Origin of the sequence: Sphaerotilus sp. FB-3, from assembly GCF_023706025.1 — a bacterium.
GTDB classification, from domain to species: Bacteria; Pseudomonadota; Gammaproteobacteria; order Burkholderiales; family Burkholderiaceae_C; genus Sphaerotilus; species Sphaerotilus sulfidivorans.
This window is the reverse complement of record NZ_BQWE01000007.1, coordinates 45,164-69,694: the sequence shown is the minus strand read 5'-3', so window position 1 is coordinate 69,694 and position 24,531 is coordinate 45,164. Positions and strand designations below refer to the sequence as shown.

The 24,531-nt window shown below is 67.8% G+C and carries 23 protein-coding genes; 8 read left to right on the top strand and 15 right to left on the bottom strand.

The genetic code is table 11. The annotated features are described in order from the left end of the window. Positions 1–8: 8 nt before the first annotated feature. Together NFT33_RS03245 and NFT33_RS03240 are read right to left on the bottom strand one after the other, a co-directional pair. On the bottom strand, positions 9–2,015 hold the full coding sequence (locus NFT33_RS03245) for a DNA repair helicase YoaA (RefSeq protein ID WP_251673133.1): 2,007 nt from the start codon (positions 2,013–2,015) through the stop codon (positions 9–11). An 8-nt stretch (positions 2,016–2,023) separates the two neighbouring features. After that, entirely contained in the window at positions 2,024–2,227 is a 204-nt protein-coding gene (locus NFT33_RS03240; protein WP_149503233.1) for a YdcH family protein, read from the bottom strand. A gap of 52 nt (positions 2,228–2,279) precedes the next feature. Between NFT33_RS03240 and NFT33_RS03235 the strand changes: the two genes are divergently transcribed. Then, positions 2,280–3,047: a PP2C family protein-serine/threonine phosphatase gene (locus NFT33_RS03235; protein WP_251673132.1), complete on the top strand. Its 768-nt coding sequence runs from the start codon at positions 2,280–2,282 to the stop codon at positions 3,045–3,047. Between the two features lie 3 nt (positions 3,048–3,050). Here the strand turns inward: NFT33_RS03235 and zapE are convergent, their stop codons facing one another. The 5 genes from zapE to NFT33_RS03210 all read right to left on the bottom strand — a co-directional run bounded on the left by zapE (position 3,051) and on the right by NFT33_RS03210 (position 11,259). Then, positions 3,051–4,151 carry a cell division protein ZapE gene (gene zapE, locus NFT33_RS03230; protein ID WP_251673130.1) on the bottom strand — a complete coding sequence of 367 codons (1,101 nt, stop codon included), beginning with the start codon at positions 4,149–4,151 and terminating at the stop codon, positions 3,051–3,053. 85 nt (positions 4,152–4,236) lie between these two features. Beyond that, the gene (gene lpdA / locus NFT33_RS03225; RefSeq protein WP_251673128.1) at positions 4,237–5,664 is read right to left on the bottom strand and encodes a dihydrolipoyl dehydrogenase; all 1,428 of its coding nucleotides are present in this window, start codon (positions 5,662–5,664) and stop codon (positions 4,237–4,239) included. Positions 5,665–5,729: 65 nt separating this feature from the next. Then, complete coding sequence (gene odhB / locus NFT33_RS03220) at positions 5,730–6,995, bottom strand: 2-oxoglutarate dehydrogenase complex dihydrolipoyllysine-residue succinyltransferase (RefSeq protein ID WP_251673126.1); 1,266 nt, start codon at positions 6,993–6,995, stop codon at positions 5,730–5,732. A 104-nt stretch (positions 6,996–7,099) separates the two neighbouring features. Then, entirely contained in the window at positions 7,100–9,955 is a 2,856-nt protein-coding gene (locus NFT33_RS03215) for a 2-oxoglutarate dehydrogenase E1 component (RefSeq protein ID WP_220785289.1), read from the bottom strand. Positions 9,956–10,299: 344 nt separating this feature from the next. Beyond that, positions 10,300–11,259, bottom strand: coding sequence for a TIGR03790 family protein (locus NFT33_RS03210; protein WP_251673124.1), 960 nt, complete (start codon positions 11,257–11,259; stop codon positions 10,300–10,302). A gap of 295 nt (positions 11,260–11,554) precedes the next feature. Between NFT33_RS03210 and NFT33_RS03205 the strand changes: the two genes are divergently transcribed. Next, positions 11,555–12,334 (top strand): IclR family transcriptional regulator, encoded by a 780-nt coding sequence (locus tag NFT33_RS03205; RefSeq protein WP_220785287.1) that lies wholly within the window; start codon positions 11,555–11,557, stop codon positions 12,332–12,334. A 3-nt stretch (positions 12,335–12,337) separates the two neighbouring features. Here the strand turns inward: NFT33_RS03205 and pbpG are convergent, their stop codons facing one another. Further along, positions 12,338–13,396, bottom strand: a complete 1,059-nt coding sequence (gene pbpG / locus NFT33_RS03200; protein WP_251673217.1) for a D-alanyl-D-alanine endopeptidase — start codon at positions 13,394–13,396, stop codon at positions 12,338–12,340. On the opposite strand from pbpG, the gene NFT33_RS03195 reads away from it, so the two are divergent. Continuing rightward, positions 13,395–13,565, top strand: coding sequence for a hypothetical protein (locus tag NFT33_RS03195; RefSeq protein ID WP_156027837.1), 171 nt, complete (start codon positions 13,395–13,397; stop codon positions 13,563–13,565). The genes pbpG and NFT33_RS03195 overlap by 2 nt on opposite strands. Positions 13,566–13,591: 26 nt before the next feature. Here NFT33_RS03195 and NFT33_RS03190 read toward each other — a convergent pair whose 3' ends face one another. The 6 genes from NFT33_RS03190 to NFT33_RS03165 all read right to left on the bottom strand — a co-directional run bounded on the left by NFT33_RS03190 (position 13,592) and on the right by NFT33_RS03165 (position 20,768). Then, on the bottom strand, positions 13,592–15,133 hold the full coding sequence (locus tag NFT33_RS03190) for a 2-isopropylmalate synthase (RefSeq protein ID WP_149503225.1): 1,542 nt from the start codon (positions 15,131–15,133) through the stop codon (positions 13,592–13,594). 225 nt (positions 15,134–15,358) lie between these two features. Beyond that, the gene (gene pssA, locus NFT33_RS03185; RefSeq protein ID WP_149503224.1) at positions 15,359–16,201 is read right to left on the bottom strand and encodes a CDP-diacylglycerol--serine O-phosphatidyltransferase; all 843 of its coding nucleotides are present in this window, start codon (positions 16,199–16,201) and stop codon (positions 15,359–15,361) included. A gap of 48 nt (positions 16,202–16,249) precedes the next feature. Next, on the bottom strand, positions 16,250–17,029 hold the full coding sequence (locus NFT33_RS03180) for a class I SAM-dependent methyltransferase (RefSeq protein WP_251673122.1): 780 nt from the start codon (positions 17,027–17,029) through the stop codon (positions 16,250–16,252). A 221-nt stretch (positions 17,030–17,250) separates the two neighbouring features. Then, positions 17,251–18,267 (bottom strand): ketol-acid reductoisomerase, encoded by a 1,017-nt coding sequence (gene ilvC, locus NFT33_RS03175; protein WP_149503222.1) that lies wholly within the window; start codon positions 18,265–18,267, stop codon positions 17,251–17,253. 42 nt (positions 18,268–18,309) lie between these two features. Continuing rightward, positions 18,310–18,801 (bottom strand): acetolactate synthase small subunit, encoded by a 492-nt coding sequence (gene ilvN, locus NFT33_RS03170; RefSeq protein WP_149503221.1) that lies wholly within the window; start codon positions 18,799–18,801, stop codon positions 18,310–18,312. Positions 18,802–18,974: 173 nt separating this feature from the next. Beyond that, positions 18,975–20,768: an acetolactate synthase 3 catalytic subunit gene (locus NFT33_RS03165; RefSeq protein WP_251673120.1), complete on the bottom strand. Its 1,794-nt coding sequence runs from the start codon at positions 20,766–20,768 to the stop codon at positions 18,975–18,977. A 300-nt stretch (positions 20,769–21,068) separates the two neighbouring features. On the opposite strand from NFT33_RS03165, the gene NFT33_RS03160 reads away from it, so the two are divergent. The 5 genes from NFT33_RS03160 (at position 21,069) to NFT33_RS03140 (ending at position 24,178) form a co-directional block, all read left to right on the top strand. Next, a complete protein-coding gene (locus NFT33_RS03160; protein ID WP_251673118.1) occupies positions 21,069–21,641 on the top strand; it encodes an RNA polymerase sigma factor in 573 nt (190 codons plus the stop codon). Beyond that, positions 21,638–22,225, top strand: coding sequence for a DUF3619 family protein (locus NFT33_RS03155; RefSeq protein ID WP_251673116.1), 588 nt, complete (start codon positions 21,638–21,640; stop codon positions 22,223–22,225). The genes NFT33_RS03160 and NFT33_RS03155 overlap by 4 nt, the downstream gene beginning before the upstream one ends. Next, on the top strand, positions 22,222–23,115 hold the full coding sequence (locus NFT33_RS03150) for a DUF3106 domain-containing protein (RefSeq protein ID WP_251673114.1): 894 nt from the start codon (positions 22,222–22,224) through the stop codon (positions 23,113–23,115). Before NFT33_RS03155 ends, NFT33_RS03150 begins: the two co-directional genes overlap by 4 nt. A gap of 88 nt (positions 23,116–23,203) precedes the next feature. After that, positions 23,204–23,758: an RDD family protein gene (locus NFT33_RS03145; protein WP_251673112.1), complete on the top strand. Its 555-nt coding sequence runs from the start codon at positions 23,204–23,206 to the stop codon at positions 23,756–23,758. 36 nt (positions 23,759–23,794) lie between these two features. Continuing rightward, positions 23,795–24,178: a diacylglycerol kinase gene (locus NFT33_RS03140; RefSeq protein WP_251673110.1), complete on the top strand. Its 384-nt coding sequence runs from the start codon at positions 23,795–23,797 to the stop codon at positions 24,176–24,178. 3 nt (positions 24,179–24,181) lie between these two features. Here the strand turns inward: NFT33_RS03140 and NFT33_RS03135 are convergent, their stop codons facing one another. After that, positions 24,182–24,520, bottom strand: coding sequence for a P-II family nitrogen regulator (locus NFT33_RS03135; protein ID WP_149505191.1), 339 nt, complete (start codon positions 24,518–24,520; stop codon positions 24,182–24,184). Positions 24,521–24,531 lie beyond the last annotated feature (11 nt).

Below are 24,531 nucleotides of genomic sequence, written 5' to 3'. Positions count from 1 at the left end.
CCCCGGGCTCAGACCGGCTCCGGGGGCGGCGAGGCCGGCACCGAAGGCGCGCCCAGCTGCGCCAGCCAGGCAAGCGCCTCGGCCTCGTCGGCCACCGGCCGCATCGGCGGCAGCGCCGCCAGCAGCCGCCGGCCGTAGCCCATCTGCACCAGCCGGGTGTCGCAGATCACCAGCAGGCCACGATCGCTCTCGCTGCGGATCAGCCGCCCGGCGCCCTGCTTCAGCGCGATCGCGGTTTCCGGCACGAAAAGATCGTTGAAGGCGCTGCCGCCCTCGGCCTCGATCGCGCGGCTGCGCGCCTCGGCCAGCGGGTCGCCCGGCGGCGGGAACGGCAGCTTGTCGATGACGACGCACTGCAGCGCGTCGCCCGGCACGTCGATGCCCTCCCAGAAGCTGTGCGAGCCCACCAGCACCGCACGCGGCCGCTCGAGAAAGCGCGCCAGCAGCGCACGCTTCGGACCCTCGCCCTGGATCAGCACCTCGATGCCGCAAGGCTGCAGCAGCGCCCGCAGGCGCTCGCCGATGCGCTGCAGCGCCCGCAGCGTCGTCGTCAGCACGAAGGTGCGCCCGCCCAGCGCACGCGCGCAGCGTCCGGCCAGCGCCGCCACCTCGTCAGGATGCGCCGGTTCGGCCGGCCGCGGAAACGGCCGCGGCACCAGCAGCCGTGCCCGCCCGGCATAGTCGAAGGGGCTGACCACCTGCAGCGTGCGTGCCTCGTCCAGCCCGGCGCGGCGGGTGAACCAGGCCAGGCTCGGCTCGTCGCCCAGCGTGGCCGAGGTGAAGATCCAGGCCCTGCGGCCGGATTCGACCTGCGCGCGCAGCGTCTCGCGCACATCCAGCGGCGACTCGGTCAGACGGGCCTGGTGCGCTCCGGCATCGATCCAGCGCACCCGCCCCGGCTCGGCCTCTGCGCCGAAGGCCTCGGCCCGCGACAGCAGCGAACGGGCGCGCTCGAGCAGGCGCTGCAGGTCGGGCCCGGCCGCCTCGACCGCCTCCAGGTGTTCGGCCGCCTCGGTCGCAACCCGCGCGACCCGCTCCAGCGCCTCGTCGAAGGGTGCCTGGCCGGCGCGCTCCTCCCAGCGCAGCCGCACGCTGGCGCGGCCCGGCCCGGCGCAGGCCAGCCGCAGCTCGCGCGCGGCCAGCTCGCAGCGCGCCGCCAGCTCCTGCCACGGTCCGAAGCCGCGCGCCTGCGTCAGCCCGGCCGCCAGCAGGTCGCGCCCGAAGTCCATCAGCTGCGCGCTCGCCAGCGTGCGCCCGAGGAACTGCACGCCCGCCTCGTTGAGCTGATGCGCCTCGTCGAACACCACCGCATCGACGCTGGGCAGCAGCTCGGCCATGCCGGTGTCGCGCAGCGTCAGGTCGGCGAAGAACAGATGATGGTTGACGACGACGATGTCGGCCTGCATCGCCTCGCGCCGCGCCTGAACCACATGGCACTGCCGCCAGGACGGACAGTCGGCGCCCAGGCAGTTGTCGCGCGTCGAGCTGACCAGCGGGATGACCGCCGAGCGCTCGTCCAGCCCCTCGACCTCGGCCAGATCGCCGCTGCGCGTGCCCTGCGCCCAGGTCTCGATGCGGGCGAGCTGGCGCAGCGCGAACACATCGAGCGGCTCGGGCGCCTGGCGCGCCAGCGTCAGGCGGTGCAGGCAGAGGTAGGACGCACGCCCCTTGAGCAGCGCCACCTGCACCGGCAGGCCGAACAGGCGCGCCAGCCGCGGCAGATCGCGCAGGAAGAGCTGGTCCTGCAGACCCTTGGTCGCGGTGCTGACCATCGCGCGCAGGCCCGACAGCAGCAGTGGCACCAGGTAGGCGTAGGTCTTGCCGACGCCGGTGCCGGCCTCGGCCACCAGCACATCGCGCGAGTCCAGCGCCTGCGCCACCGCATCGGCCAGACGGGTCTGGCCCGGACGCGGCCGAAAGCGTGGATCCAGCCGGGCCAGATCGCCGTCCTCGGCAAAGGCTCGCGCGACCTCGGCGCGCAGCGCGAAGGCATCGTCGGGAAAGGATTCGTTCATGCCGTCGCTCAGGCGGGCTCGGGGGGATCGAGCATGCGCTCGAGGCGCGCGATCATGTCGCGCAGGGCCAGCCGGCGCTTCTTCAGCCGGCGCAGCATCAGCTCGTCGATCGGCACCCGATGCACGATCCCGTCGATCAGGCTGTCGAGATCGGCATGTTCGATGCGCAATTCGATCAGCCGGCGCTGCGGAGAGTGCAGGTTATCGTCCATCCGCGTGCATCATCAACAGGGAAAATTGCGAGAAACGATTATAGTTTTCGGCATGACTCCCGACTCCCCTGGCTATCGGCTCGCAGCGGCGACAGGCATCGACCGCGGCGACCGGCTCTATCAACAGGATCAGGTGGAGATATTCTCCCACCCCCGCGTGGCAGGCTGCCTGCTGGCGGTGCTGGCCGACGGCATGGGCGGCAAGAGCGGCGGCCGCAAGGCGGCCGACCAGGTGCTGCTGATCGCGCGCCAGCTCTTCGAGCGCTTCGTGCCCAGCCGCGAGCCGGCCGCCGATCTGCTGCGGCGCATCGTGCTCGAATCGCACCAGATGATCCGCCTGACCGCGATCACCTCCGAGCAGGAGCCGCACAGCACGATCGCCGCCGCGCTGATCCTGCCCGACCGGCAGTGCCACATCATTCATGCCGGCGACTCGCGGGTCTATGTGTTCCGGGCCTCGAACATGATGTCGCGCACCTTCGACCACTCGCTGGTGCAGCGCCTGGTCGAGGAAGGCGAGATCACCGAGGACGAGGCCAACGACCATCCGCACTCGCACCTGCTGACCGGCTGCCTCGGCGCCGACGAGGATCCGCCGATCACGCTGGCCCGCCATGACCAGCTCGAGATCGGCGACTCGATCCTGGTCTGCAGCGACGGGCTGTGGCACTACTTCACCTCGCGCGAGCTGGGCACCATCGTGCACGCGCTCAAGCCCCGCGATGCCAGCAAGATGCTGATCAGCAAGGCGCGCCAGCGCGCGCGCGGCGGCGGCGACAACCTGTCGCTGGCACTTCTGCGCCTCGACCCGATCGATTGAGACTCAGGTCAGCGACGTGTCGACGTCGCGCCGCTCCAGCGCCAGGAATTCCTGCGACTGCATCTCGTTCAGACGCGAGACGGTGCGCGGGAACTCGTGCGACAGCGGCCCCTCGGTGTAGAGCTGCTCGGCGGGCACCTCGGCCGACATGATCAGCTTGACGCGCCGGTCGTAGAGCACGTCCACCAGCCAGGTGAAGCGCCGCGCCTCCGAGGCCAGCTTCGGCGGCATCATCGGCACGTCCGACAGCAGCAGCGTGTGGAACTGGCTGGCCAGCTCCAGATAGTCGTTCTGCGAGCGCGGACCGCCGCAGAGCTGCCTGAAATCGAACCAGACCACGCCGCCGGCCTTGCGCCGCGCACGGATCTCGCGGTTCTCGATGCGCAGCACCGGATCCTCGTCCTTCACCTCGGCCAGCCCGTCGAAGGCCTTCGTCATCTCGGCATCGGCCTGCGCGCCCAGCGGCGTGTGGTAGAGCTGCACATGCTGCAGCGTGCGGCGGCGGTAGTCGGTGCCGTTGTCGACGTTGATGACCTCGAGCTTGGCCTTCAGCAGCTCGATGGCGGGCAGGATGCGGTCGCGGTGCAGGCCGTTCGGGTACAGCTCGTCGGGGTGGAAGTTCGATGTGGTGATGATCGAGACCCGGTTGGCATACATCGCGTCGAGCAGCCGGTGCAGGATCATCGCGTCGGTGACGTCGGCGACATGGAACTCGTCGAAGCAGATCAGCCGGAAGCGCCGCGCGATGCGCCGGCCCAGCTCGTCGAGCGGGTTCGGGATGCCCTTGAGCTCCTGCAGCTCGCGGTGCACCTCGCGCATGAACTCGTGGAAGTGCAGCCGGGTCTTGCGCTGCAGCGGCACCGCCTGGAAGAAGCTGTCCATCAGGAAGCTCTTGCCCCGCCCCACCCCGCCGTACATGTAGACGCCACGCGGCAGCGCCGGGCGCACCAGCATCTTCGTGATCGCGTTGCTGCGCCGGGCCTTGTAGGCGATCCACTCGTCCTGGCAGCGCTGCAGCGCCGCCACGGCGCGCAGCTGGGCCGGATCGGCCTGGTAGCCGCGCTCGGCGAGGGTCTGGTGATAGATCTCGGTGACGGTGCTCATGGGTTCGGGGGCGTCGACAAGGACAAAGGGGCGGCCTGCGCCGCCCCTCAGGGTCTCACGGCCTGCCGAGGCCGCGAGCGGATGCTCAGAAGTTCAGCGTGCGCTTGTCCACGGCCAGCGCGGCTTCCTTGGTGGCTTCCGACAGCGACGGGTGCGCGTGGCAGATGCGCGCGATGTCCTCGGCCGAGGCCTTGAACTCCATCGCGACCACGGCTTCGGAGATCAGCTCCGAGGCAAACGGGCCGACGATGTGCACGCCCAGGATCTCGTCGGTCTTGGCGTCGGCCAGGAACTTGACGAAGCCGGTGGTGTCGCCCAGCGCGCGCGCACGGCCGTTGGCCATGAACGGGAACTGGCCGGCCTTGTAGGCCACGCCGTCGGCCTTGAGCTGCTGCTCGGTGCGGCCGACCCAGGCGATTTCCGGGCTGGTGTAGATCACCCACGGAATGGTCGCGAAGTTGACATGGCCGTGCTGGCCGGCGATGCGCTCGGCCACCGCCACGCCTTCTTCCTCGGCCTTGTGCGCCAGCATGGGTCCGCGCACCACATCGCCGACCGCCCAGACGCCGGGCAGGTTGGTCCTGCACTCGTCGTCGACGACGATCGCGCCGCGCTCGTCGAGCTTCAGGCCGACGGCTTCCGGGTTCAGGCCGATGGTGTTGGCGACGCGGCCGATCGAGACGATCAGCTTGTCGACCGCCAGCGTCTGCTCTTCGCCCTTGGCGTTGGCATAGCTGATGACCACGCCTTCGCCCGAGGCGTCGACCTTGGAGATCTTGGCGCTGAACTCGAACTTCAGGCCCTGCTTCTGGAAGGCCTTCAGCGCTTCCTTGGCCACGCCTTCGTCAGCGGCGGCCAGGAAGGACGGCATGGCTTCGAGAATGGTGACCTCGGAGCCCAGGCGGCGCCAGACCGAGCCCATCTCCAGGCCGATCACGCCCGAGCCGATCACGCCCAGCCTGGCGGGAACGGCACCGATGCGCAGCGCGCCGTCGTTGGAGAGGATCTTCTCCTCGTCGAACGGGGCACCCGGCAGCGCACGCGCGTTCGAGCCGGTGGCGACGATGACGTTCTTGGCCACCAGCGTCTCGCTGGCGGCGCCGGCGACGTTCACCTCGTAGCCGCCCTCGACCGCCTTGGCGAACGAGCCGCGGCCGTGGAAGAAGCTGACCTTGTTCTTCTTGAACAGGTAGAGGATGCCGTCGTTGTTCTGCTTCACGACGGTGTTCTTGCGGCCCACCATCTTCGCGACATCCATCTTCAGGTTGTCGAGGGTGATGCCGTGGTCGCCGAAGTGGTGCGCGGCCTGCTCGAAGTGCTCGCTGGACTGCAGCAGCGCCTTCGACGGGATGCAGCCGACGTTGGTGCAGGTGCCGCCCGGGGCCGGGCCGCCCTTGTCGTTCTTCCACTCGTCGATGCAGGCGACCTGGAAGCCGAGTTGCGCCGCACGGATGGCAGCGATGTAGCCACCGGGGCCGCCGCCGATCACGACGACATCAAATTGCTTGGACATGGGAAATTCCTGAGGATCTTGGCAAAACGCCCCCGAAGGGGCGCTCGTGACTCACACGGGGTCGATCAGATGTCGAACAGCAGGCGGGCCGGATCTTCCAGCGCTTCCTTCATCGTCACCAGACCCAGCACGGCTTCGCGGCCGTCGATGATGCGGTGGTCATACGACATCGCCAGATAGTTGATCGGACGCACCACGACCTGGCCGTTCTCGACCACCGCGCGGTCCTTGGTGGCGTGCACGCCCAGGATGGCCGACTGCGGCGGGTTGATGATCGGGGTCGACAGCATCGAGCCGAAGGTGCCGCCGTTGGAGATCGAGAAGGTGCCGCCCGACAGGTCTTCCAGACCCAGCTTGCCGTCCTTGGCCTTCTTGCCGAACTCGGCGATCTTCTTCTCGATGTCGGCGAAGGACATCTGGTCGGCGTTGCGGATGATCGGCACCACCAGGCCGCGCGGCGAGCCCACCGCGATGCCGATGTCGAAGTAGCCGTGGTAGACGATGTCGTTGCCGTCGACCGAGGCGTTCAGGACCGGGTACTTCTTCAGCGCCGCGACCGCCGCCTTGACGAAGAAGGACATGAAGCCCAGCTTGATGCCGTGCTCCTTCTCGAACTTGTCCTGGAACTTCTTGCGCATGTCCATGACCGGCGCCATGTTGACCTCGTTGAAGGTCGTCAGGATGGCGTTGGTCGACTGCGACTGGATCAGGCGCTCGGCGATGCGGGCGCGCAGGCGGCTCATCGGCACGCGCTGTTCCGGGCGGTCGCCCAGGTTCTGCGCGGTCGGTGCAGCCACGGCCGGCAGCGGCCTGGCCACCGCAGCGGGCACCGGTGCGGCGACCGGGGCCGGCACGGCCGCCGGCTTGGCGCCACCGGCGACGGCGGCCAGCACATCGCCCTTGGTGACGCGGCCGTCCTTGCCGGAGCCGGCGACATCGCCGACGGCCAGGCCGTTGTCGGCCAGCAGCTTGGCGGCGGCCGGCATCGCGACATCGCCCTTCGAGCCGCCGGTGGCGGTCGGCACGGCGGCGGCCACCGGGGCGGCCGACGGCACAGCAGCCACCTGCAGGGGGCTCACACCGGCCTGGCCTTCGGTGTCGACCTTGGCGATGAGCTGGTCGCTGACGACCGTGCCGCCGTCAGGCACGACGATTTGGGCCAGCACGCCGGCGGCCGGCGCCGGCACTTCCAGCACGACCTTGTCGGTCTCGATCTCGATCAGGATCTCGTCGATGGCGACAGCCTCGCCGGGCTTCTTCTTCCACGTCAGCAGGGTTGCCTCGGCAACCGATTCGGAGAGCTGGGGAACCTTGACTTCTACGATGGCCATGATGGGTGGGGAATTCTGTTGAAGATCGTTTCAACGCCCGCGACCTGTCCCGGGCGCCTGCCCTGCAGGCAGGCGCCGGACACGCGAAGCGTCCGGGACAGGGATCACTTGGTCAGCACAAAGCCCTTGAGCTTGGCGAAGGCCTGGTCGAGCAGCGCCTTCTGCTGATCTTGGTGCAGGTGCGCATAGCCGACCGCCGGCGAGGCCGAGGCGGGACGGCCGGCGTAGCCGAGCTTCTGGCCTTCCTGCATGTTCTCGTGGATGTAGTGCTGCACGAAGAACCAGGCACCCTGGTTCTGCGGCTCGTCCTGACACCACACGATGTCGGTGGCGTTCGGATACTTCTTCAGCTCGTTGCCGAAGGCGCGGTGCGGGAAGGGATAGAGCTGCTCGACGCGGACGATCGCCACATCGTTGGCCTTCTTCTCGTCGCGCTTCTTGACCAGGTCGTAGTAGACCTTGCCCGAGCAGACGATGACGCGCTTGACCTTCTCGGCCACCAGGTCGGCCTTCTGCTCGCCCAGCACGGTGCGGAAGTCGCCCTTGGTGAAGTCGGCGAGCGGCGAGGTCGCATCCTTGTTGCGCAGCAGCGACTTCGGCGTGAAGATGATCAGCGGCTTGCGCAGGTTGCGCACCATCTGGCGGCGCAGCACATGGAAGATCTGGCTGGCCGAGGTCGGCTGCACGATCTGCATGTTGGTGTCGGCGGCCAGCTGCATGAAGCGCTCCAGGCGGGCCGAGCTGTGCTCGGGGCCCTGGCCTTCGTAGCCATGCGGCAGCATCAGCACCAGACCGTTGACACGGCCCCACTTCACTTCGCCCGAGGCGATGAACTGGTCGATCACCACCTGCGCGCCGTTGGCGAAGTCGCCGAACTGGGCTTCCCAGATGGTCAGCGTGTTCGGCTCGGCCGAGGCGTAGCCGTACTCGAAGCCCAGCACCGCCTCTTCGGACAGGATCGAGTCGATCACGGTGAAGGTGGCCTGGCCGTCGGCGACATGCTGCAGCGGAATGTAGGTGCCTTCGTCCCACTTCTCGCGCTTCTGGTCATGGACCACGGCGTGACGGTGGGTGAAGGTGCCGCGACCGCAGTCCTCGCCCGACAGGCGCACCGGGTAGCCGGCGGCGACCAGCGAGGCAAACGCCATGTGCTCGCCCATGCCCCAGTCGACGTTGATCTCGCCACGGCCCATCGCGGCGCGGTCGTCGTAGACCTTCTTGACCAGCGGGTGCATGTTGACCGAGGCCGGAATGCTGGTCAGGCGCTCGGCCAGGCGCTTCCACTCGGTCAGCGGCAGCGCGGTGTCGGCCGCGTCGGTCCACTTCTTGCCCAGGAAGGGCGACCAGTCGACCGCGTACTTGCTCTTGTAGTTCGACAGCACCGGGTCGACGGTGTGACGGCCGGCATCCATCGCGGCGCGATAGGCCTTGACCATGTCATCACCCAGCGTCGCGCCCAGGCCTTGCGCAGCCAGCTTGTCGGCGTAGAGCTTGCGGGTGCCGGGGTGCGCGCCGATCTTCTTGTACATCAGCGGCTGGGTCAGCGACGGCGTGTCCTGCTCGTTGTGGCCCAGCTTGCGGAAGCAGACGATGTCGATGACGATGTCCTTGCGGAAGGTCATCCGGTATTCCAGCGCCAGCTGGGTGGCCAGCACCACCGCCTCCGGATCGTCGCCGTTCACATGCAGCACCGGCGCCTCGATCATCTTGACGATGTCGGTGCAGTACAGCGTCGAGCGCAGGTCGCGCGGGTCGCTGGTGGTGAAGCCGATCTGGTTGTTGATGATCAGGTGGACCGTGCCGCCGGTGGAATAGCCGCGGGTGGCGGCCAGCATCAGCGTTTCCTGGTTGACGCCCTGGCCACCGAAGGCCGAGTCGCCGTGCACCAGCACCGGCAGCACCTGCGCACCGGCGGTGTCGCCGCGGCGGTCCTGGCGGGCACGCACCGAGCCCTCGACCACCGGGTTGACGATTTCCAGGTGAGACGGGTTGAAGGCCAGCGACAGGTGGACCGGACCGCCAGCGGTCGAGATGTCCGAGCTGAAGCCCTGGTGATACTTGACGTCACCGGCCGGCAGGTCTTCCGGCGCGGTGTGGTCGAATTCGGCGAACAGGTCCTTGGGCATCTTGCCCAGGGTGTTGACCAGCACGTTCAGACGGCCACGGTGGGCCATGCCGATGACGATTTCCTGGACGCCCTTCTCGCCGGCCTTCTGCACCAGCTCGTCCATCGCCGCGATGAAGCTCTCGCCGCCTTCGAGCGAGAAGCGCTTCTGGCCGACGTACTTGGTGTGCAGGAAGCGCTCCAGGCCCTCGGCCGCGGTCAGACGCTCCAAGATGGCCTTCTTCTTCTCTGCGGAGAACGACGGCTTGCTGCGGATCGACTCCAGACGCTCCTGCCACCACCGCTTCTCGGTCGGCTCGGTGATGTGCATGATCTCCGCGCCGATCGTGCTGCAGTAGGTCTCGCGCAGCGCCTGCACGATCTCGCGCAGCGTCATGCTGTCGGCCTTCGTGAAGTACGTGTTCGTGGCCGAGAAGGTGATGTCCATGTCGGACTCGGTCAGGTCGTAGAACGCCGTCTCGAGTTCGGGAATCTTCGGGCGCTCGGTGCGCTTGAGCGGATCGAGGTCGGCCCAGCGCGAGCCCAGCGAGCGGTAGGCGGCGATCAGGGACTGGACATGGACCTGCTTGCGGGCGACCGCCAGATCGGCCTCGCTGGCCTTGTGCGCAAAGGCGTTGGCCTTGGCGCGCTGCGCGAAGGACTCGATCACCGGCGCATGAGCGACGTCGCGGCTGTCGGAGCCGTCGACCGCAGGCACGTGCTGCAGCGCGTCGAAATAGTCGCGCCAGTTGTCAGGCACGGAGCCCGGATTGTCGAGGTACGCCTCGTACATTTCTTCGACGTAGGGGGCATTGCCGCCGAAGAGGTACGAGTTCGACCTGTATTGCTGCATCATATTTTCGCTCACCTTGCGCCCCGGTACCCGGAGCTCCGATGGGTTGGACAACCTTCCGCGACACGGCTAGACCGGTTGGCGGATCGCGACCCGCCTTAGCTGTTGCCAGAGAAGGGGACGGGAAGGACCTACAGAGTCAGGGCGCCAATGTAGCACCGGGCACGCATCGCGAACCCAGGGTTTTCTTTGTTGCGGCGCCATGACTGTGGTCAAAAAGATGCACTCCTGTCACGGGGATGGACAGGCCTGCACCCGGCTGGAGCAAGGCGGCATGGCTGCACGACATGCGGGTTGTCATGTTCTTGTCTCCTGCGATCTTCTTTTTTGGGGTGACGGGACGGCGATCAGGGGCGCATCCGGGCATAGGGCGCCGCCAGCGGATCGCCGACGAACACGCCCTGGCGTGGCCAGGCCACGCTTTTCCAGTACGCCTCGATCGCGGAGCTGCCCTGCAGGTAGTGCAGCAGCAGCATCTGCGGATGCGGGAACTTCTGCGGATGATTGCAGGGTTCGCTGACAGTTCCATAACTGGCGGTGGCTCCGGCATCGATCCAGTCGAGCACGGTGCTCTGCCCGGCGCTGCGATCGAGCACGCCGCCGAAGGAGGTCAGATGATCGGCCAGCGCGCCGGGCAGCCATTCGAGGCTCTCGGCGCCCTGGAAGCGCGCGATGCCGGTCTGCACCAGCAGCACGTCCGGGCTGCCGGGCGCAGGCAGCACGCCCTCCTCCACCTTCACTTCGATGCCGAGCGAGCGCAGCGGTCCGGCAGGCGGAAACAGCGATGCACGCACATTGCGCGCCGCATCGGTGGTGACCATGTAATGCACGTTCGGCACCACGCCGCCGCGCAGGGCCAGCCGCCCGACAGAAGCATGGCCGCGGTCGATCAGGCGCCGCGCCTGCGCCACCGACGAGGCTGCCAGCAGCATCGACGGCCTCAGCCCGTGGTCACGCCAGGGCAGGCTGCTGCGCGAGTTGAAATAGGGCGAGAGCGACTGCTTCGCACAGGTCGCCGTACAGAGCCGGGCATCGCGCCCGAGGGTCAGGGCGGCGGTGATGGACTGGCACTCGAGCGCAAAGGGCCGCACCCAGGCCAGGGCCAGAGCCTGGATGCGATCGCCGAAGAAGTCGCCGATGCTGGCGCGCAGCCGCTCGAAGTCCGCGACCGACAGCTGCGAGGCGACCGGCAGCTCGACCCGCAGCACCTGATCGTCACCCAGCCGGTGAACCTGGCGGTAATGCTCCCCGACCTCGACCGAATAAGGATCGGCGACATTGATCACCAGGCCGATCTGGGAAGGCATGATGCGGCCGTTCACCCGAGGCGCCGGCAGCCAGCGCCGCTGAGGCGCAGCGGTCGCGGAAGACGCCGCATCCGACGCGCTGCGTGACTGTGGTGCGGTGCTTGCTTGTTCTGCCGCAGCCTCGCTGGCGACCGCACCGGCAAGGCATGACATCAGCAGGACCGCCGCGGCGCCAGCCCGGGCCAGCGACAGACCGATTTCCCGAACCTGCCGGTGAACGCGCGTTTGCATCGCCAGATGTCTTTTCGCCATGTAAAAATACGCAGGAAAACCGGGAATACCGAATCGACGCGACATGACAAAAAAGGATAGTGCACTTCAGACCCCAGCCATCCAGGTGATGGAGCGCATGTTCATGCTGCTCGACGTTCTCGCCGAGCACCAGGATCCGGTGCCGCTGAAGCAGATCAGCGAGCAGACCGGGCTTCACCCTTCGACCGCACACCGCATCCTGAACGATCTGGCCATCGGACGCTTCGTCGACCGGCCGGAGGCGGGCAGCTATCGGCTCGGAATGCGACTTCTTGAACTCGGAAATCTGGTCAAGGCCCGCCTCGATGTGCGTGACGCGGCGCTGGTGCCGATGCGCGAGCTGCACAAGCTGACCCATCAGCCGGTGAACCTGTCGGTGCGCCAGGGCGACGAGATCGTCTACATCGAGCGCGCCTACTCGGAGCGCTCGGGCATGCAGGTGGTGCGAGCCATCGGCGGACGCGCGCCCCTGCATCTGACCTCGGTCGGCAAGCTGTTCCTGGCGCATGACGATCCGCAGCGGGTACGCAGCTATGCCTCGCGCACCGGGCTGGCGGGACACACCCGCAACAGCATCACCGACCTGTCGACCCTCGAGCGCGAACTGGCGCGAGTGCGCCAGACCGAAATGGCCCGCGACAACGAGGAACTGGAGCTGGGCGTGCGCTGCATGGCCGCCGCGATCCATGACGACCAGGGTCGGCTGATAGCCGGCCTGTCGATCTCGGCGCCGGCCGACCGGCTCGAGGAGACCTGGGCGGAGCGCCTGCGCGAGACGGCGGGATCCATCTCGGCCGCGCTCGGCCATCGCAGCGATCGCTGAAGATCAGGACAGGGAAGCCTTGTCGCGGGTGCCGGACAGGGGCTGCCCAGGCGAACGCACCGATGCACCCGACTCGAGCCAGCGACGCACCCGTTCGGCATCACCCAGCCGCGACTGCTTGCCGGCGGAATCCAGGAAGACCATGATCAGCTTGCGCCCGGCCATCTGCGCCTGCATCACCAGGCAGCGCCCGGCCTCGACGATGTAGCCGGTCTTCTGAAGGCCGATGTCCCAGCCCGGATTGCGGACCAAGCCGTTGGTGTTGCTGTAGTGCAGCGTCCGGGGGCCGATGTCGACCTCGTGCGCCGGCGAAGTCGAGAACTCGCGCAGCAGCGGATGCTGATAGGCCGCCTTGACCAGCCGGGCCAGATCGGCGGCGCTGGACTGATTGCTGCTGGACAGGCCGGTCGGCTCGACGAAGCGGGTGCTGTTCATGCCCAGGACCGCCGCCTTGCGGTTCATCGCGGCCGCGAAGGCCGGCAGCCCGCCCGGATAGTTGCGCCCCAGCGCATTGGCCGCCCGGTTCTCGGACGACATCAGGGCCAGATGCAGCAGTTCGCCGCGGGTCAGCACCGTGCCGGGCGACAGCCGCGAGCGGCTGCCCTTCTCGGTGTCGATGTCCTCATGGGTGATGACCAGCGCCTCGTCGAGCGGCTGGCGCGCCTCGGTCACGATCAGCGCGGTCATCAGCTTGGTCAGCGAGGCGATCGGCAGGACCGCCTGGTGATTCTTGCTGAACAGCACCTCGGAAGTGTCCTGGTCGACCACCAGCGCAACGCTGGACTTCAGATCGAGCGGATCGGCGGTCTCATGCAGGCCGCTGGCCTGCCCGTAGGACAGGCGCGGCGCCACGGCCACCGCGGTGGCGGCGGCACCAGCCACCGCGCCGCGGCGCAAGGCCGCGCGAGACACGCCCTTGCGGGTCTGACGCTTCTGATCAAGCCCTCTGGCCGGCGCAACGGCCTTCTTCGCACTCTTGACACGCTGCGAAGCCTCGACCGGCTTGCCGTCCTTGCGGCGAGCGGCCTGGGCGGGGTCAGCCGCCAGGCCCGACAGCAGCATGGCCACCCCCACCAGCAGCGCCGAGCACTGCGACGAAACGATTCTTTTCTTCAATGCAAAACAAGTCACGACGGGCCTCTGGAATACAGCAGACAGGGAACCTGAAATCAGTCTAGGCGAAGCATGTACCGCGCCACAAGGGCGCGATGCGCCGATGATTTTCAGTTGAAGCCCCCTGTTTGCACGATCCCTGCGTCAGCCCTGGGCGGCCACCCGCTCGGCCTTGCTGTGGAGCTTGTTCAGCGCCGACAGGTAAGCCTTGGCAGAGGCCACGACGATGTCGGGATCGGCGCCGACACCATTGACGACGCGGCCGCCATGTTGAAGCCGAATCGTGACCTCGCCCTGCGATTCGGTGCTGCCAGACGTGATAGCGTTCACGGAATACAGCAGCATTTCAGCGCCCGTCTCCAGCTTCGACTCGATCGCCTTCAGCGTCGCGTCGACCGGGCCGTTGCCCTGCGCCACCGCACGGTGCTCGACCTGGCCGGCGGCGAAGGTCACCCGCGCGCCCGGACGCTCGCCGGTCTCGGAGTGCTGCGACAGCGACAGCAGGCGGTAGTGCTCGATCTCGGCGCTGACGCTCTCGTCGCCGACCAGCGCGATGATGTCCTCGTCGAAGATCTCGCTCTTGCGGTCGGCCAGATCCTTGAACTTGACGAAGGCGGCGTTGAGCTCGGACTCGGACTCGAGCTCGACGCCGAGATCCTGCAGGCGCTGCTTGAAGGCGTTGCGGCCCGAGAGCTTGCCCAGCACGATCTTGTTGGCGCTCCAGCCCACGTCCTCGGCGCGCATGATCTCGTAGGTGTCGCGCGCCTTGAGCACGCCGTCCTGGTGAATGCCCGAGGCGTGCGCGAAGGCGTTGGCGCCCACCACCGCCTTGTTCGGCTGCACCACGAAGCCGGTGGTCTGCGCCACCATGCGCGAGGCCGGCACGATCTGCGAGGTGTCGATGCCCAGGTCGAGGTTGAAGTAGTCGCGGCGGGTCTTGACCGCCATCACCACCTCCTCGAGCGAGCAGTTGCCCGCGCGCTCGCCCAGGCCGTTGATGGTGCATTCCACCTGGCGCGCACCGCCGATCTTCACGCCGGCCAGCGAGTTGGCCACCGCCATGCCCAGGTCGTTGTGGCAGTGCACCGACCAGATCGCCTTGTCGGAGTTGGGAATCCGCTCGCGCAGCGTGCGGATGAAGTTGCCGTACAGCTCGGGGATCGCGTAGCCGACGGTGTCGGGAATGTTCAGCGTCGTGGCGCCCTCGTCGATTACCGCCTCGAGCACGCGGCACAGGAAGTCGACATCCGAGCGGTAGCCGTCCTCGGGCGAGAACTCGATGTCGGCGCACAGATTGCGCGCGAAGCGCACCGACTGCCGCGCCTGCTCGAGCACCTGCTCGGGCGTCATGCGCAGCTTCTTCTCCATGTGCAGCGCGCTGGTGGCGATGAAGGTGTGGATGCGGGCGCGGCTGGCACCGCGCAGCGCCTCGGCCGCACGCGAGATGTCGCGGTCGTTGGCGCGGGCCAGCGAGCAGACGGTGGAATCCTTGATCGCGTCGGCGATCGACTTGACCGCTTCGAAGTCGCCGTTCGACGACGCGGCGAAGCCGGCCTCGATGACATCGACCTTCAGGCGCTCGAGCTGGCGCGCGATGCGCAGCTTCTCGTCACGCGTCATCGAGGCGCCGGGCGACTGCTCGCCGTCGCGCAAGGTGGTGTCGAAAATGATCAGCTTGTCACTCATGGTCGTCTCCAAGGAAGGTGGGTGCACCGACGCTGCTCTGGGATCCCGGCGGAACAACCGGGCGACAAAAGAGAACGGCCCGCAGCGTGATGCCATGCGGGCCGTCGATCCAGAAAGGGGGTACAGGAATGTACAGGTGTGACTGGTCAGCGCGCCCGGGGCACTTCGATTAGAAGCAGCAGTAGGGTGTGAACGCCGAAAGTCATGCGCCGACTATAGCACGCCTCAGCGGTGCAGGCCCCGCTCGTCGGGCTCGTCGGTCGAGGTGGCGATCACGCTGACCGGGCGGCCGCGCGACTTGCGCACCCCGTACACCACATAGCCCGACAGGCCGTAGACGACGAAGACGCCGAACAGCACCAGCGGCGGGTGATAGGTGATCACCGCGATGCCCAGCGCGATCGCCACGATCACGATGAAGGGCACGGTGCGCTTGAAGTTGACATCCTTGAAGCTGTAGAAGGGCACGTTGGTGACCATCGTCAGCCCGGCGTAGAGCGTGGTGGCGAAGGCCAGCCAGGTCAGCCACTCGATGTCGCGCACCCCCTTGAAGCCCAGGTCGTCCATCACCCAGATCAGGCCAGTGACCAGCGCGGCCGCAGCCGGGCTCGGCAGACCCTGGAAATAGCGCTTGTCGACCACGCCGATGTTGGTGTTGAAGCGCGCCAGGCGCAGCGCAGCGCCCGAGCAGTAGACGAAGGCGGCAATCCAGCCGAGCTTGCCCATGCCCTTGAGCGCCCACTCGTACATGATCAGCGCCGGCGCCGCGCCGAAGGAGACCATGTCGGACAGGCTGTCCATCTGCTCACCGAAGGCGCTCTGGGTGTTGGTCATGCGGGCCACGCGACCATCCAGGCTGTCGAGCACCATGGCGCAGAGCACGCCGATCGCAGCCTGCTCGAAGCGGCCGTTCATCGCCATCACGATCGCATAGAAGCCGCCGAACAGCGCTGCCAGCGTGAACAGGTTCGGCAGGATGTAGATGCCCTTGCGGCGCGGGCGCTGCAGCACCGGCTCATCCGGCTCGTCGTCGGTTTCAGCCCGCTCGGGGGAGAGTTTTTGGTTCATGCCGCGATTATCGCCAAGCGCGACACCCCGCCTGTCCGGGCGTGGCGATCACTCCTCGCAGAGGAAGTAGATCCAAGGGTCGCCAGCCGCATCCAGCTCGGCGCCCGGCGCGATCACGCGGCCGTCGATGCCATGTGCGCGCACCTTCGACCAGCCCGCAGCCTGGCACTGGCGCAGCATTTCGGCCGGGCGCAGGTAGGTGGTCAGGCCGCCGCCGTAAGGGTCGACCAGCTCGACCTCCTGCAGGCGCATCGGCCAGCGCCGACGGTTGAGCCAGCGCATGCGGCTCCAGAACAGCTGCGTCTCCAGATAGTCGCGCCAGCCTTCCCAGCGCACATGGCGACGGCTGTCGAGCCAGTTCAGATTGTGGGAGGAGAAGATGAAGCGCCCGCCAGCGCGCAGCACGCGCCGGCACTCCCGCAGCGACTGGCGCCGCTGCTCGCCACCGCCGACCAGATCGAGCCCGTTGAAGCTGAACAGCACCAGATCGAAGCTGGCCTGCGCGAAGGGCAGCGCGCGTGCATCGGCCACCTCGAAGCTCACGTCGCCGCGCTGCATCAGGTCGGCGAAGCGCTGGCGGCAGGCCTCGACCATCGGCTCGGCGAAATCCGCACCGACATAGCCGGCGCAGCGCGAGGCCAGCGCCGGCGTGGTGCGCCCGCCGCCGACACCCAGATCCAGCACCCGGCTGCGCGCCAGGACCGCATCGCCCAGCTGCGCCAGGATGGCCTGCTCGGGCGGCTGCAGCACATGCCCGCGGCTGTAGCTGCGCACCACCTCGTCGGAGCAATAGAAAGAAGCCCAGTCGGGCGATCCCGATGTCGACATTCCGGCAGTTCCCTGTATCTGGAGGATGGAGACCGCCCGATTGTCTGACACAAATCATTACATTCAGCCGCCATCCGGCGCCTGCCGTCCACGCTTCAGGATGGACCAAGAAACGACAAGGGGGCTGCACCTGCGCACAGCCCCCTTGCGATCAACTTGGATCGGCCAGCCGTCTGCGCCACCGGTTCAGCGAACCGATCGCGCAGCAGCCATCCGATGCATCAGTTGCGGCTCTTGTCGACCAGCTTGTTGGCCTTGATCCAGGGCATCATCTCGCGCAGCTTGGCGCCGACGACCTCGATCTGGTGCTCTTCGGTCAGGCGACGGCGGCTGATCAGCGTCGGGGCGCCGGCCTTGTTCTCCAGGATGAAGGACTTGGCGTATTCGCCGGTCTGGATGTCCTTCAGGCACTGCTTCATGGCCTTCTTGGTCTCTTCGGTGACGACGCGCGGGCCGGTCACGTACTCGCCGTACTCGGCGTTGTTCGAGATCGAGTAGTTCATGTTCGCGATGCCGCCTTCGTAGATCAGGTCCACGATCAGCTTCAGCTCGTGCAGGCACTCGAAGTAGGCCATTTCCGGCGCGTAGCCGGCTTCCACCAGCGTCTCGAAGCCGGCCTTGATCAGCTCGACGGCACCGCCGCACAGCACGGCCTGCTCGCCGAACAGGTCGGTCTCGGTCTCTTCGCGGAAGTTGGTCTCGATGATGCCGGCCTTGCCGCCACCGTTGGCCGAGGCGTAGGACAGGGCCAGATCACGGGCACGGCCGGTCTTGTCCTGGTAGACGGCGATCAGGTGCGGCACGCCGCCGCCCTGCACGTAGGTGCCGCGCACGGTGTGGCCCGGGGCCTTCGGCGCGACCATCCACACGTCGACGTCGGCGCGCGGCACGACCTGGCCGTAGTGCACGTTGAAGCCGTGCGCGAACACCAGCGAAGCGCCTTCCTTCATGTTCGGAGCGACTTCGGCGTTGTAGACCGCAGCGATCTGCTCGTCCGGCAGCAGGATCATGACGACGTCGGCCTCACGCACCGCATCGGCGATCTCGGCGACCTTCAGGCCGGCCTTCTCGGCCTTGGCCCACGACGCACCGCCCTTGCGCAGGCCGACGGTGACCTTCACGCCCGAGTCGTTCAGGTTCTGGGCATGCGCGTGGCCTTGCGAGCCATAGCCGATGATGGTGACGTTCTTGCCCTTGATGAGGGACAGGTCGGCATCCTTGTCGTAGTAAACCTTCATGGAAATTTCCGTATTCCGTAGTTGAGTCTGTAGCGGGGAGGATCAAACACGCAGGATGCGCTCGCCGCGCCCGATCCCGCTGGTACCGGTGCGCACGGTCTCGAGGATGGCGGTGCGGTCCACCGCCTCGATGAAGGCATCGAGCTTGGACGAGTCGCCGGTCAGCTCGATGGTGTAGGTCTTGTCGGTCACGTCGATGATGCGGCCGCGGAAGATGTCGGCCATGCGCATCATCTCGTCGCGCTCCTTGCCGACCGCGCGCACCTTCACCAGCATCAGCTCGCGGGCGGTGAAGCTGCCCTCGGTCAGGTCGACGACCTTGACGACCTCGATCAGGCGGTTCAGGTGCTTGGTGATCTGCTCGATCACCTCGTCGGAGCCGGTGGTGACGATGGTCATGCGCGACAGCGACGGATCTTCCGTCGGCGCGACCGTCAGGCTCTCGATGTTGTAGCCGCGGGCCGAGAACAGGCCGACGACGCGCGACAGCGCGCCGGCCTCGTTCTCGAGCAGCAGGGCGATGATGTGCTTCATGTGAGGGTCTCCCGGCCTGCGGGCCACGGCGCGACGGCGTGTGGCCGTCGCCCGTCCCGCGGGCCTGTCAACGAAGGAATGGGGGAGTCAGCAGGGCGCGGACTGCACCGGTGCTTCCCGGCACCCTGCCCCGCCGGCGGTCACCCGCGGGGCCTGGCCGGGTCGCGGACCGGTCACAGGTCTTCCGAACCCAGCAGCATCTCGGTGATGCCCTTGCCCGCCTGGACCATCGGCCAGACGTTCTCGGTCGGATCGGTGCGCACGTCGAGGAAGACGGTGCGGTCCTTCAGGCGGATGATCTCCTTCAGGGCCGGCTCGACCTCGGACGGGCGCTCGATCTTGATGCCGACATGGCCATAGGACTCGGCCAGCTTGACGAAGTCGGGCAGCGCATCCATGTAGCTGTGCGCGTAGCGGCCTTCGTAGATCAGCTCCTGCCACTGCCGCACCATACCGAGGTAGCGGTTGTTCAGCGCGATGACCTTGACCGGCGTGCGGTACTGCTGGCAGGTCGAGAGCTCCTGGATATTCATCTGGATCGAGCCCTCGCCGGTGATGCAGAACACGTCCGCGTCCGGCTTGGCCAGCTTGATGCCCATCGCATACGGCAGGCCCACGCCCATCGTGCCCAGGCCGCCGGAGTTGATCCAGCGCCGCGGCTCGTCGAAGCGGTAGAACTGCGCCGCCCACATCTGGTGCTGGCCGACGTCGGAGGTCACATAGCTGTCGGTGCCGCGCGTCAGGTTCCACAGCGTCTCGACGACATGCTGCGGCTTGATCAGCTCGTCCGACAGCTTGTAGCTCAGGCAGTCGCGCTTGCGCCATTCGGCGATCTGCGACCACCAGGCGCCGAGCGCGTTGGCATCCGGTCGCTGCTGGGCCTCGCGGATCTGCGCGATCAGCTCCTGCAGCACGTCCTTGACATCGCCCACGATCGGGATGTCGACCTTGACGCGCTTGGAGATCGACGACGGATCGATGTCGACATGGATGATCTTGCGCTCGACCGAGGCGAAATGCTTCGGGTTGCCGATCACGCGGTCGTCGAAGCGCGCGCCCACCGCCAGCAGGACGTCGCAGTTCTGCATCGTCATGTTGGCTTCATAGGTGCCGTGCATCCCCAGCATGCCCAGGAAGCGCGGATCGGTGGCCGGCATCGCGCCCAGGCCCATCAGCGTGTTCGTGACCGGGTAGCCCAGCAGGTCGACCAGCTCGCGCAGCTCGGCCGAGGCATTGCCCAGCACCACGCCGCCGCCGGTGTAGATGTAGGGCCGCTTGGCCTGCAGCAGCAGCGACACCGCCTTGCGGATCTGGCCGCCGTGGCCCTTGCGCACCGGGTTGTACGAGCGCATCGAGATCGTCTCGGGATACTCGAAGGGCGCGGTGTTCAGCGACACGTCCTTCGGGATGTCGACGACGACCGGGCCCGGTCGGCCGGTGCGGGCGATGTGGAAGGCCTTCTTCAGCGTGACGGCCAGGTCGCGCACGTCCTTGACCAGGAAGTTGTGCTTGACGATCGGGCGGGTGATGCCGACGGTGTCGCATTCCTGGAAGGCATCGAGGCCGATCGCGGCGGTCGGCACCTGGCCGGTGATCACCACCATCGGGATCGAGTCCATGTAGGCGGTGGCGATGCCGGTGACCGCATTGGTCACGCCGGGGCCGGAGGTGACCAGGGCCACGCCGACATTGCCGGTGGCACGCGCATAGCCGTCGGCCGCATGGACCGCCGCCTGTTCGTGGCGGACCAGGACGTGCTGGATCGACTCCTGCTTGTACAGCGCGTCGTAGATGTACAGGACCGAGCCGCCGGGATAGCCCCAGATGAACTCGACGCCTTCGGCCTGAAGGCTGCGCACGAGGATTTCCGAGCCGTTGAGCACAGGCAGGGAAGCAGAGGAAGAAGAGGAATCGCGGGAGGCTTGTGCCGATGCGGCACGCTTCTGTTCCGCGGCAGACATGTCCATGTTGATGAACCTTTCGGGTTTTCTCTGACGAAAATCGATCGGTGCGCCTCCTCTCGCCCTCGTGAGGCGGAATTGGCGCCTGCGCGGTCATCGACGCAGGCGCCCGGGGTCGGGCGACCGGTTCAGACCAGGCACGCGTGGTGCGAATCCGGGATTATCGCACCAAGCTGGCGACATGTCGAAGAATTGCGCACCGCACCATGGTGCACACCCGGATCGAGGGCAGGCCGGCAGCGATGACATAATCCGCGCCGCCCCACTTTCCGGACCGACGCAGCCCCGACGGGCCCGGCCCCCTCCTTGGCCACCGAACAAGAGCTCTCCGACTTCCTGCAAGGCATCGAGAAGCGCGCCTTCAAGCGCACCGTCTACGCGGTGCGCGACGAGGACGCGGCGCTCGACATCGTGCAGGACGCGATGATCCGGCTCGCGCAGCGCTACGGTGACCGGCCCGCCGCCGAGCTGCCGCTGTTGTTCCAGCGCATCCTGGGCAACGCGACGATGGACTGGTTCCGTCACCAGAAGGTCAGGAACGCGGTGCTGCGCAACTTCTCGGAATTCGAGTCCGCCGGCGGCGGCGATGACGATTTCGACCTGCTCGAGCACCTGAGCAGCCAGAGTCCCAACGGCGACGCCGCCGAAGGCGCCGATGCCGGCGCCGCACGCGCACAGACCTTGCTTCTGATCGAGGAAGAGGTCGCCCGTCTGCCGGCGCGTCAACGTGAAGCCTTCCTTATGCGTTACTGGGAGGAAATGGATGTCGCCGAGACGGCAGCCGCCATGGGCTGCTCCGAAGGCAGCGTCAAGACTCACTGCTCGCGTGCCGTGCATGCACTGGCCAAGGCACTCCAAGCCAAGGGAATTTCACTGTGAAGACCGCCCCCACCTCCTCGCGCCCAGGGCGGCCGGCCAATGCCGAAGCCCTGGAAGCGCGCTTCGCACTGCGACTGACCGCCCGTCTGGAAGCCGGCGCGCAGCAGACGCCGCATGACATCGGCGAGCGGCTGCGCGTGGCGCGCCAGCAGGCGATCGCCCAGGCCCGCCGCCCGGCCGTGGCACGCCGCACCGAGCAGGCCGAGGCCAGCGCGGTGCTGCCGGTCAGCATCGGCGCCGGCGGCACCGCTGCGCTGCTGCAGTCAGGCCCGCCCGACGAGGACAGCTCGCTGTGGAGCCGCCTGGGCTGGCTGCTGCCGGCGCTGGTGCTGCTGCTGGGCCTGATCGGCATCGGCGAGTGGCGCGACCTGGAATCGATGGCCTCGATGGCCGAGCTCGATGCCGAGCTGCTGGGCGACGATCTGCCGCCCTCGGCCTACGCCGACGCCGGCTTCAGCGAATTCCTCAAGCGCCCGATCGAGATCGCCCTGCCCGCGACCGAGGCGGAGATCCAGGAGCCGTTGCCGCCGACGCAGGCGACGGAAGATCTGCCGGCCGCTCAGGACACCGCCCGCCAGCCATGAACCTGCCCCGCCGCGCACTGCCCCTTTCCGGTGCCGCCTGCGTGCTGGCACTGGCACTGGCGAGCGCCCTGCCTCCGCTGGCCCGTCCAGCGGTCGCACAGGCGACGCTCGGCTCTGCGCTCGGGGGAAGCGCGGGCTGGCAGCAGCTCACGCCGTCAGAACAGAAAATCCTGATGCCGCTGCGCGACCAGTGGGTCGACATCGAGCCGCTGCGTCGACAGAAGTGGCGCGACATCGCCGCGATCTATCCGAAACTGCCCGCCGAGCAGCAGGAGCGGCTGCGCTCGCGCATGGCCGAATGGGCAAAGATGACGCCGGCGCAGCGCAATGCCGCGCGGCTGCATTTCGGCGAGGTGCGCCAGGTGCCGGCCACCGAGCGCCAGGCCCGCTGGGAGGCCTGGCAGCAGCTGCCCGAGGAGCAGCGGCGCAGCATCGGCACCCAGGCGGCCAGCACGCCCGCGCCCGCCGGCACGGTGCCTGCTGCAGTGCGCAAGGCGCCTGCGGCCGCCCAGGCACCGCAGGTCAAGAGCAACATCGTCGCGACGCCGGTGCGCAGCACGCCACAGCCGGTCGCGCCCGGCACAGTCCAGGCCGGGCCGGGCGCCAGCACGCGGCCGATCAGCAAGGCTGCACCGACGCCGCCCCGCCACCAGCCGGTCGGTCTGCCCAAGATCGCCGCCACGCCCGGCTTCGTCGACCGCACCACGCTGCTGCCCTCGCGCGGTCCGCAGGGCGCAGCGGCGGCGGGGGCGGCCACGCCGGTCATCAGCCTGCCCGCGCCCGCACCGGCACCAGCCACCACGGCGCAGCCGACAGCAGCGACGGCTTCCGCGCCGATGGCAGTCATCGCCGCCTCCAGCCCGGCGGCAGCGAGCGAGAACAGCCCCTGAAGCCTGTCGCCTCGGCACGGCAGCCGCACAGGCGGCCGATGCCAGGCGGTTAACATGGCGGCCCCGAGAAGACCGCCACCCCTGACCGATGGCCGCCAAGCCCGCCCTGCCCTATACCCCGGACGATGCCGACCCGGCCGTCCAGCCGACCCCGCCGCTGCGACGCCGTCTCGCGGCAATGCTCTACGAGGGCGTGCTGCTGTTCGGCGTGCTGATGATCGGCAGCCTGCTGTTCGCGATCGTCACCGACCAGCGCCATGCGCTGAACGGCCGCATCGGCTTCCAGGTCTTCCTGTTCCTGCTGCTGGGCCTGTATTTCTGCTGGTGCTGGACCCGTGGCGGCCAGACGCTGGCGCTGAAGACCTGGCATGTGCGGCTTATCCGGCTGGATGGACGCTCGCCGGGCTGGCCGCAGGCGATCGCGCGCTATCTGCTGAGCTGGCTGTGGTTCGTGCCTGCGCTGCTGGCCGTGCAGCAGCTGGGGCTGCAGAGCAACAAGAGCCTGCTCGGGGCGGCACTGCTGATCGGCATGCTCGGCTATGCGCTGCTGGCGCTGCTGCTGCCGGACCGGCAGTTCCTGCATGACCGGCTGTGCCGGACCCGGCTGATCACCTGGCGCCTGGCACCGCGTCGGCGCGCCTGAAGCCCCCAGAGCACCCGAACGCAGGACAGACTCCCGATGGACAATCCGCACAAGGGCCGCACCGGCCTGGACCGCATCCGCCATGCCGCCGGCTACTCGCTGCAGGGCCTGATCGGCGCCTACCGGCACGAGAGCGCCTTCCGCCAGGAGTTCTGGCTGGCCGCACTGATGCTGCCGCTGGCCTTCTGGCTGGGCCGAACCTGGGTGGAGGTGGCGCTGCTGGCCGGCAGCGTGGTGATGGTGATGGTCGTCGAGCTGCTGAACTCGGCCGTCGAGGCGACCGTCGATCGCATCTCCTTCGATCTTCACGAACTGGCCAAGCGCGCCAAGGACTACGGCAGCGCCGCGGTCTTCCTGGCGCTGGCACTGTGCGGCGGCATCTGGGCCGCCGCGCTGTGGAGCCGCCTGACGGGCGGCTGAAGATCAGACCGCGTTCTCGTCGGTCTCGCCGGTGCGGATGCGGATGACCTGCTCGACCGGCGTCACGAAGATCTTGCCGTCGCCGATCTTGCCGGTGTGCGCGGCCTTGACGATGGCCTCGAGGCAGCGATCGACATCGGCGCCCTTCACGACGATCTCGACCTTGACCTTGGGCAGGAAGTCGACGACGTACTCGGCGCCGCGGTAGAGCTCGGTGTGGCCCTTCTGGCGGCCGAAGCCCTTGACCTCGGTGACGGTCAGGCCGGTGACGCCGACCTCGGCGAGGGCCTCGCGGACCTCCTCGAGCTTGAACGGCTTGATGATGGCGGTGATCTGTTTCATGGTCATGGGCG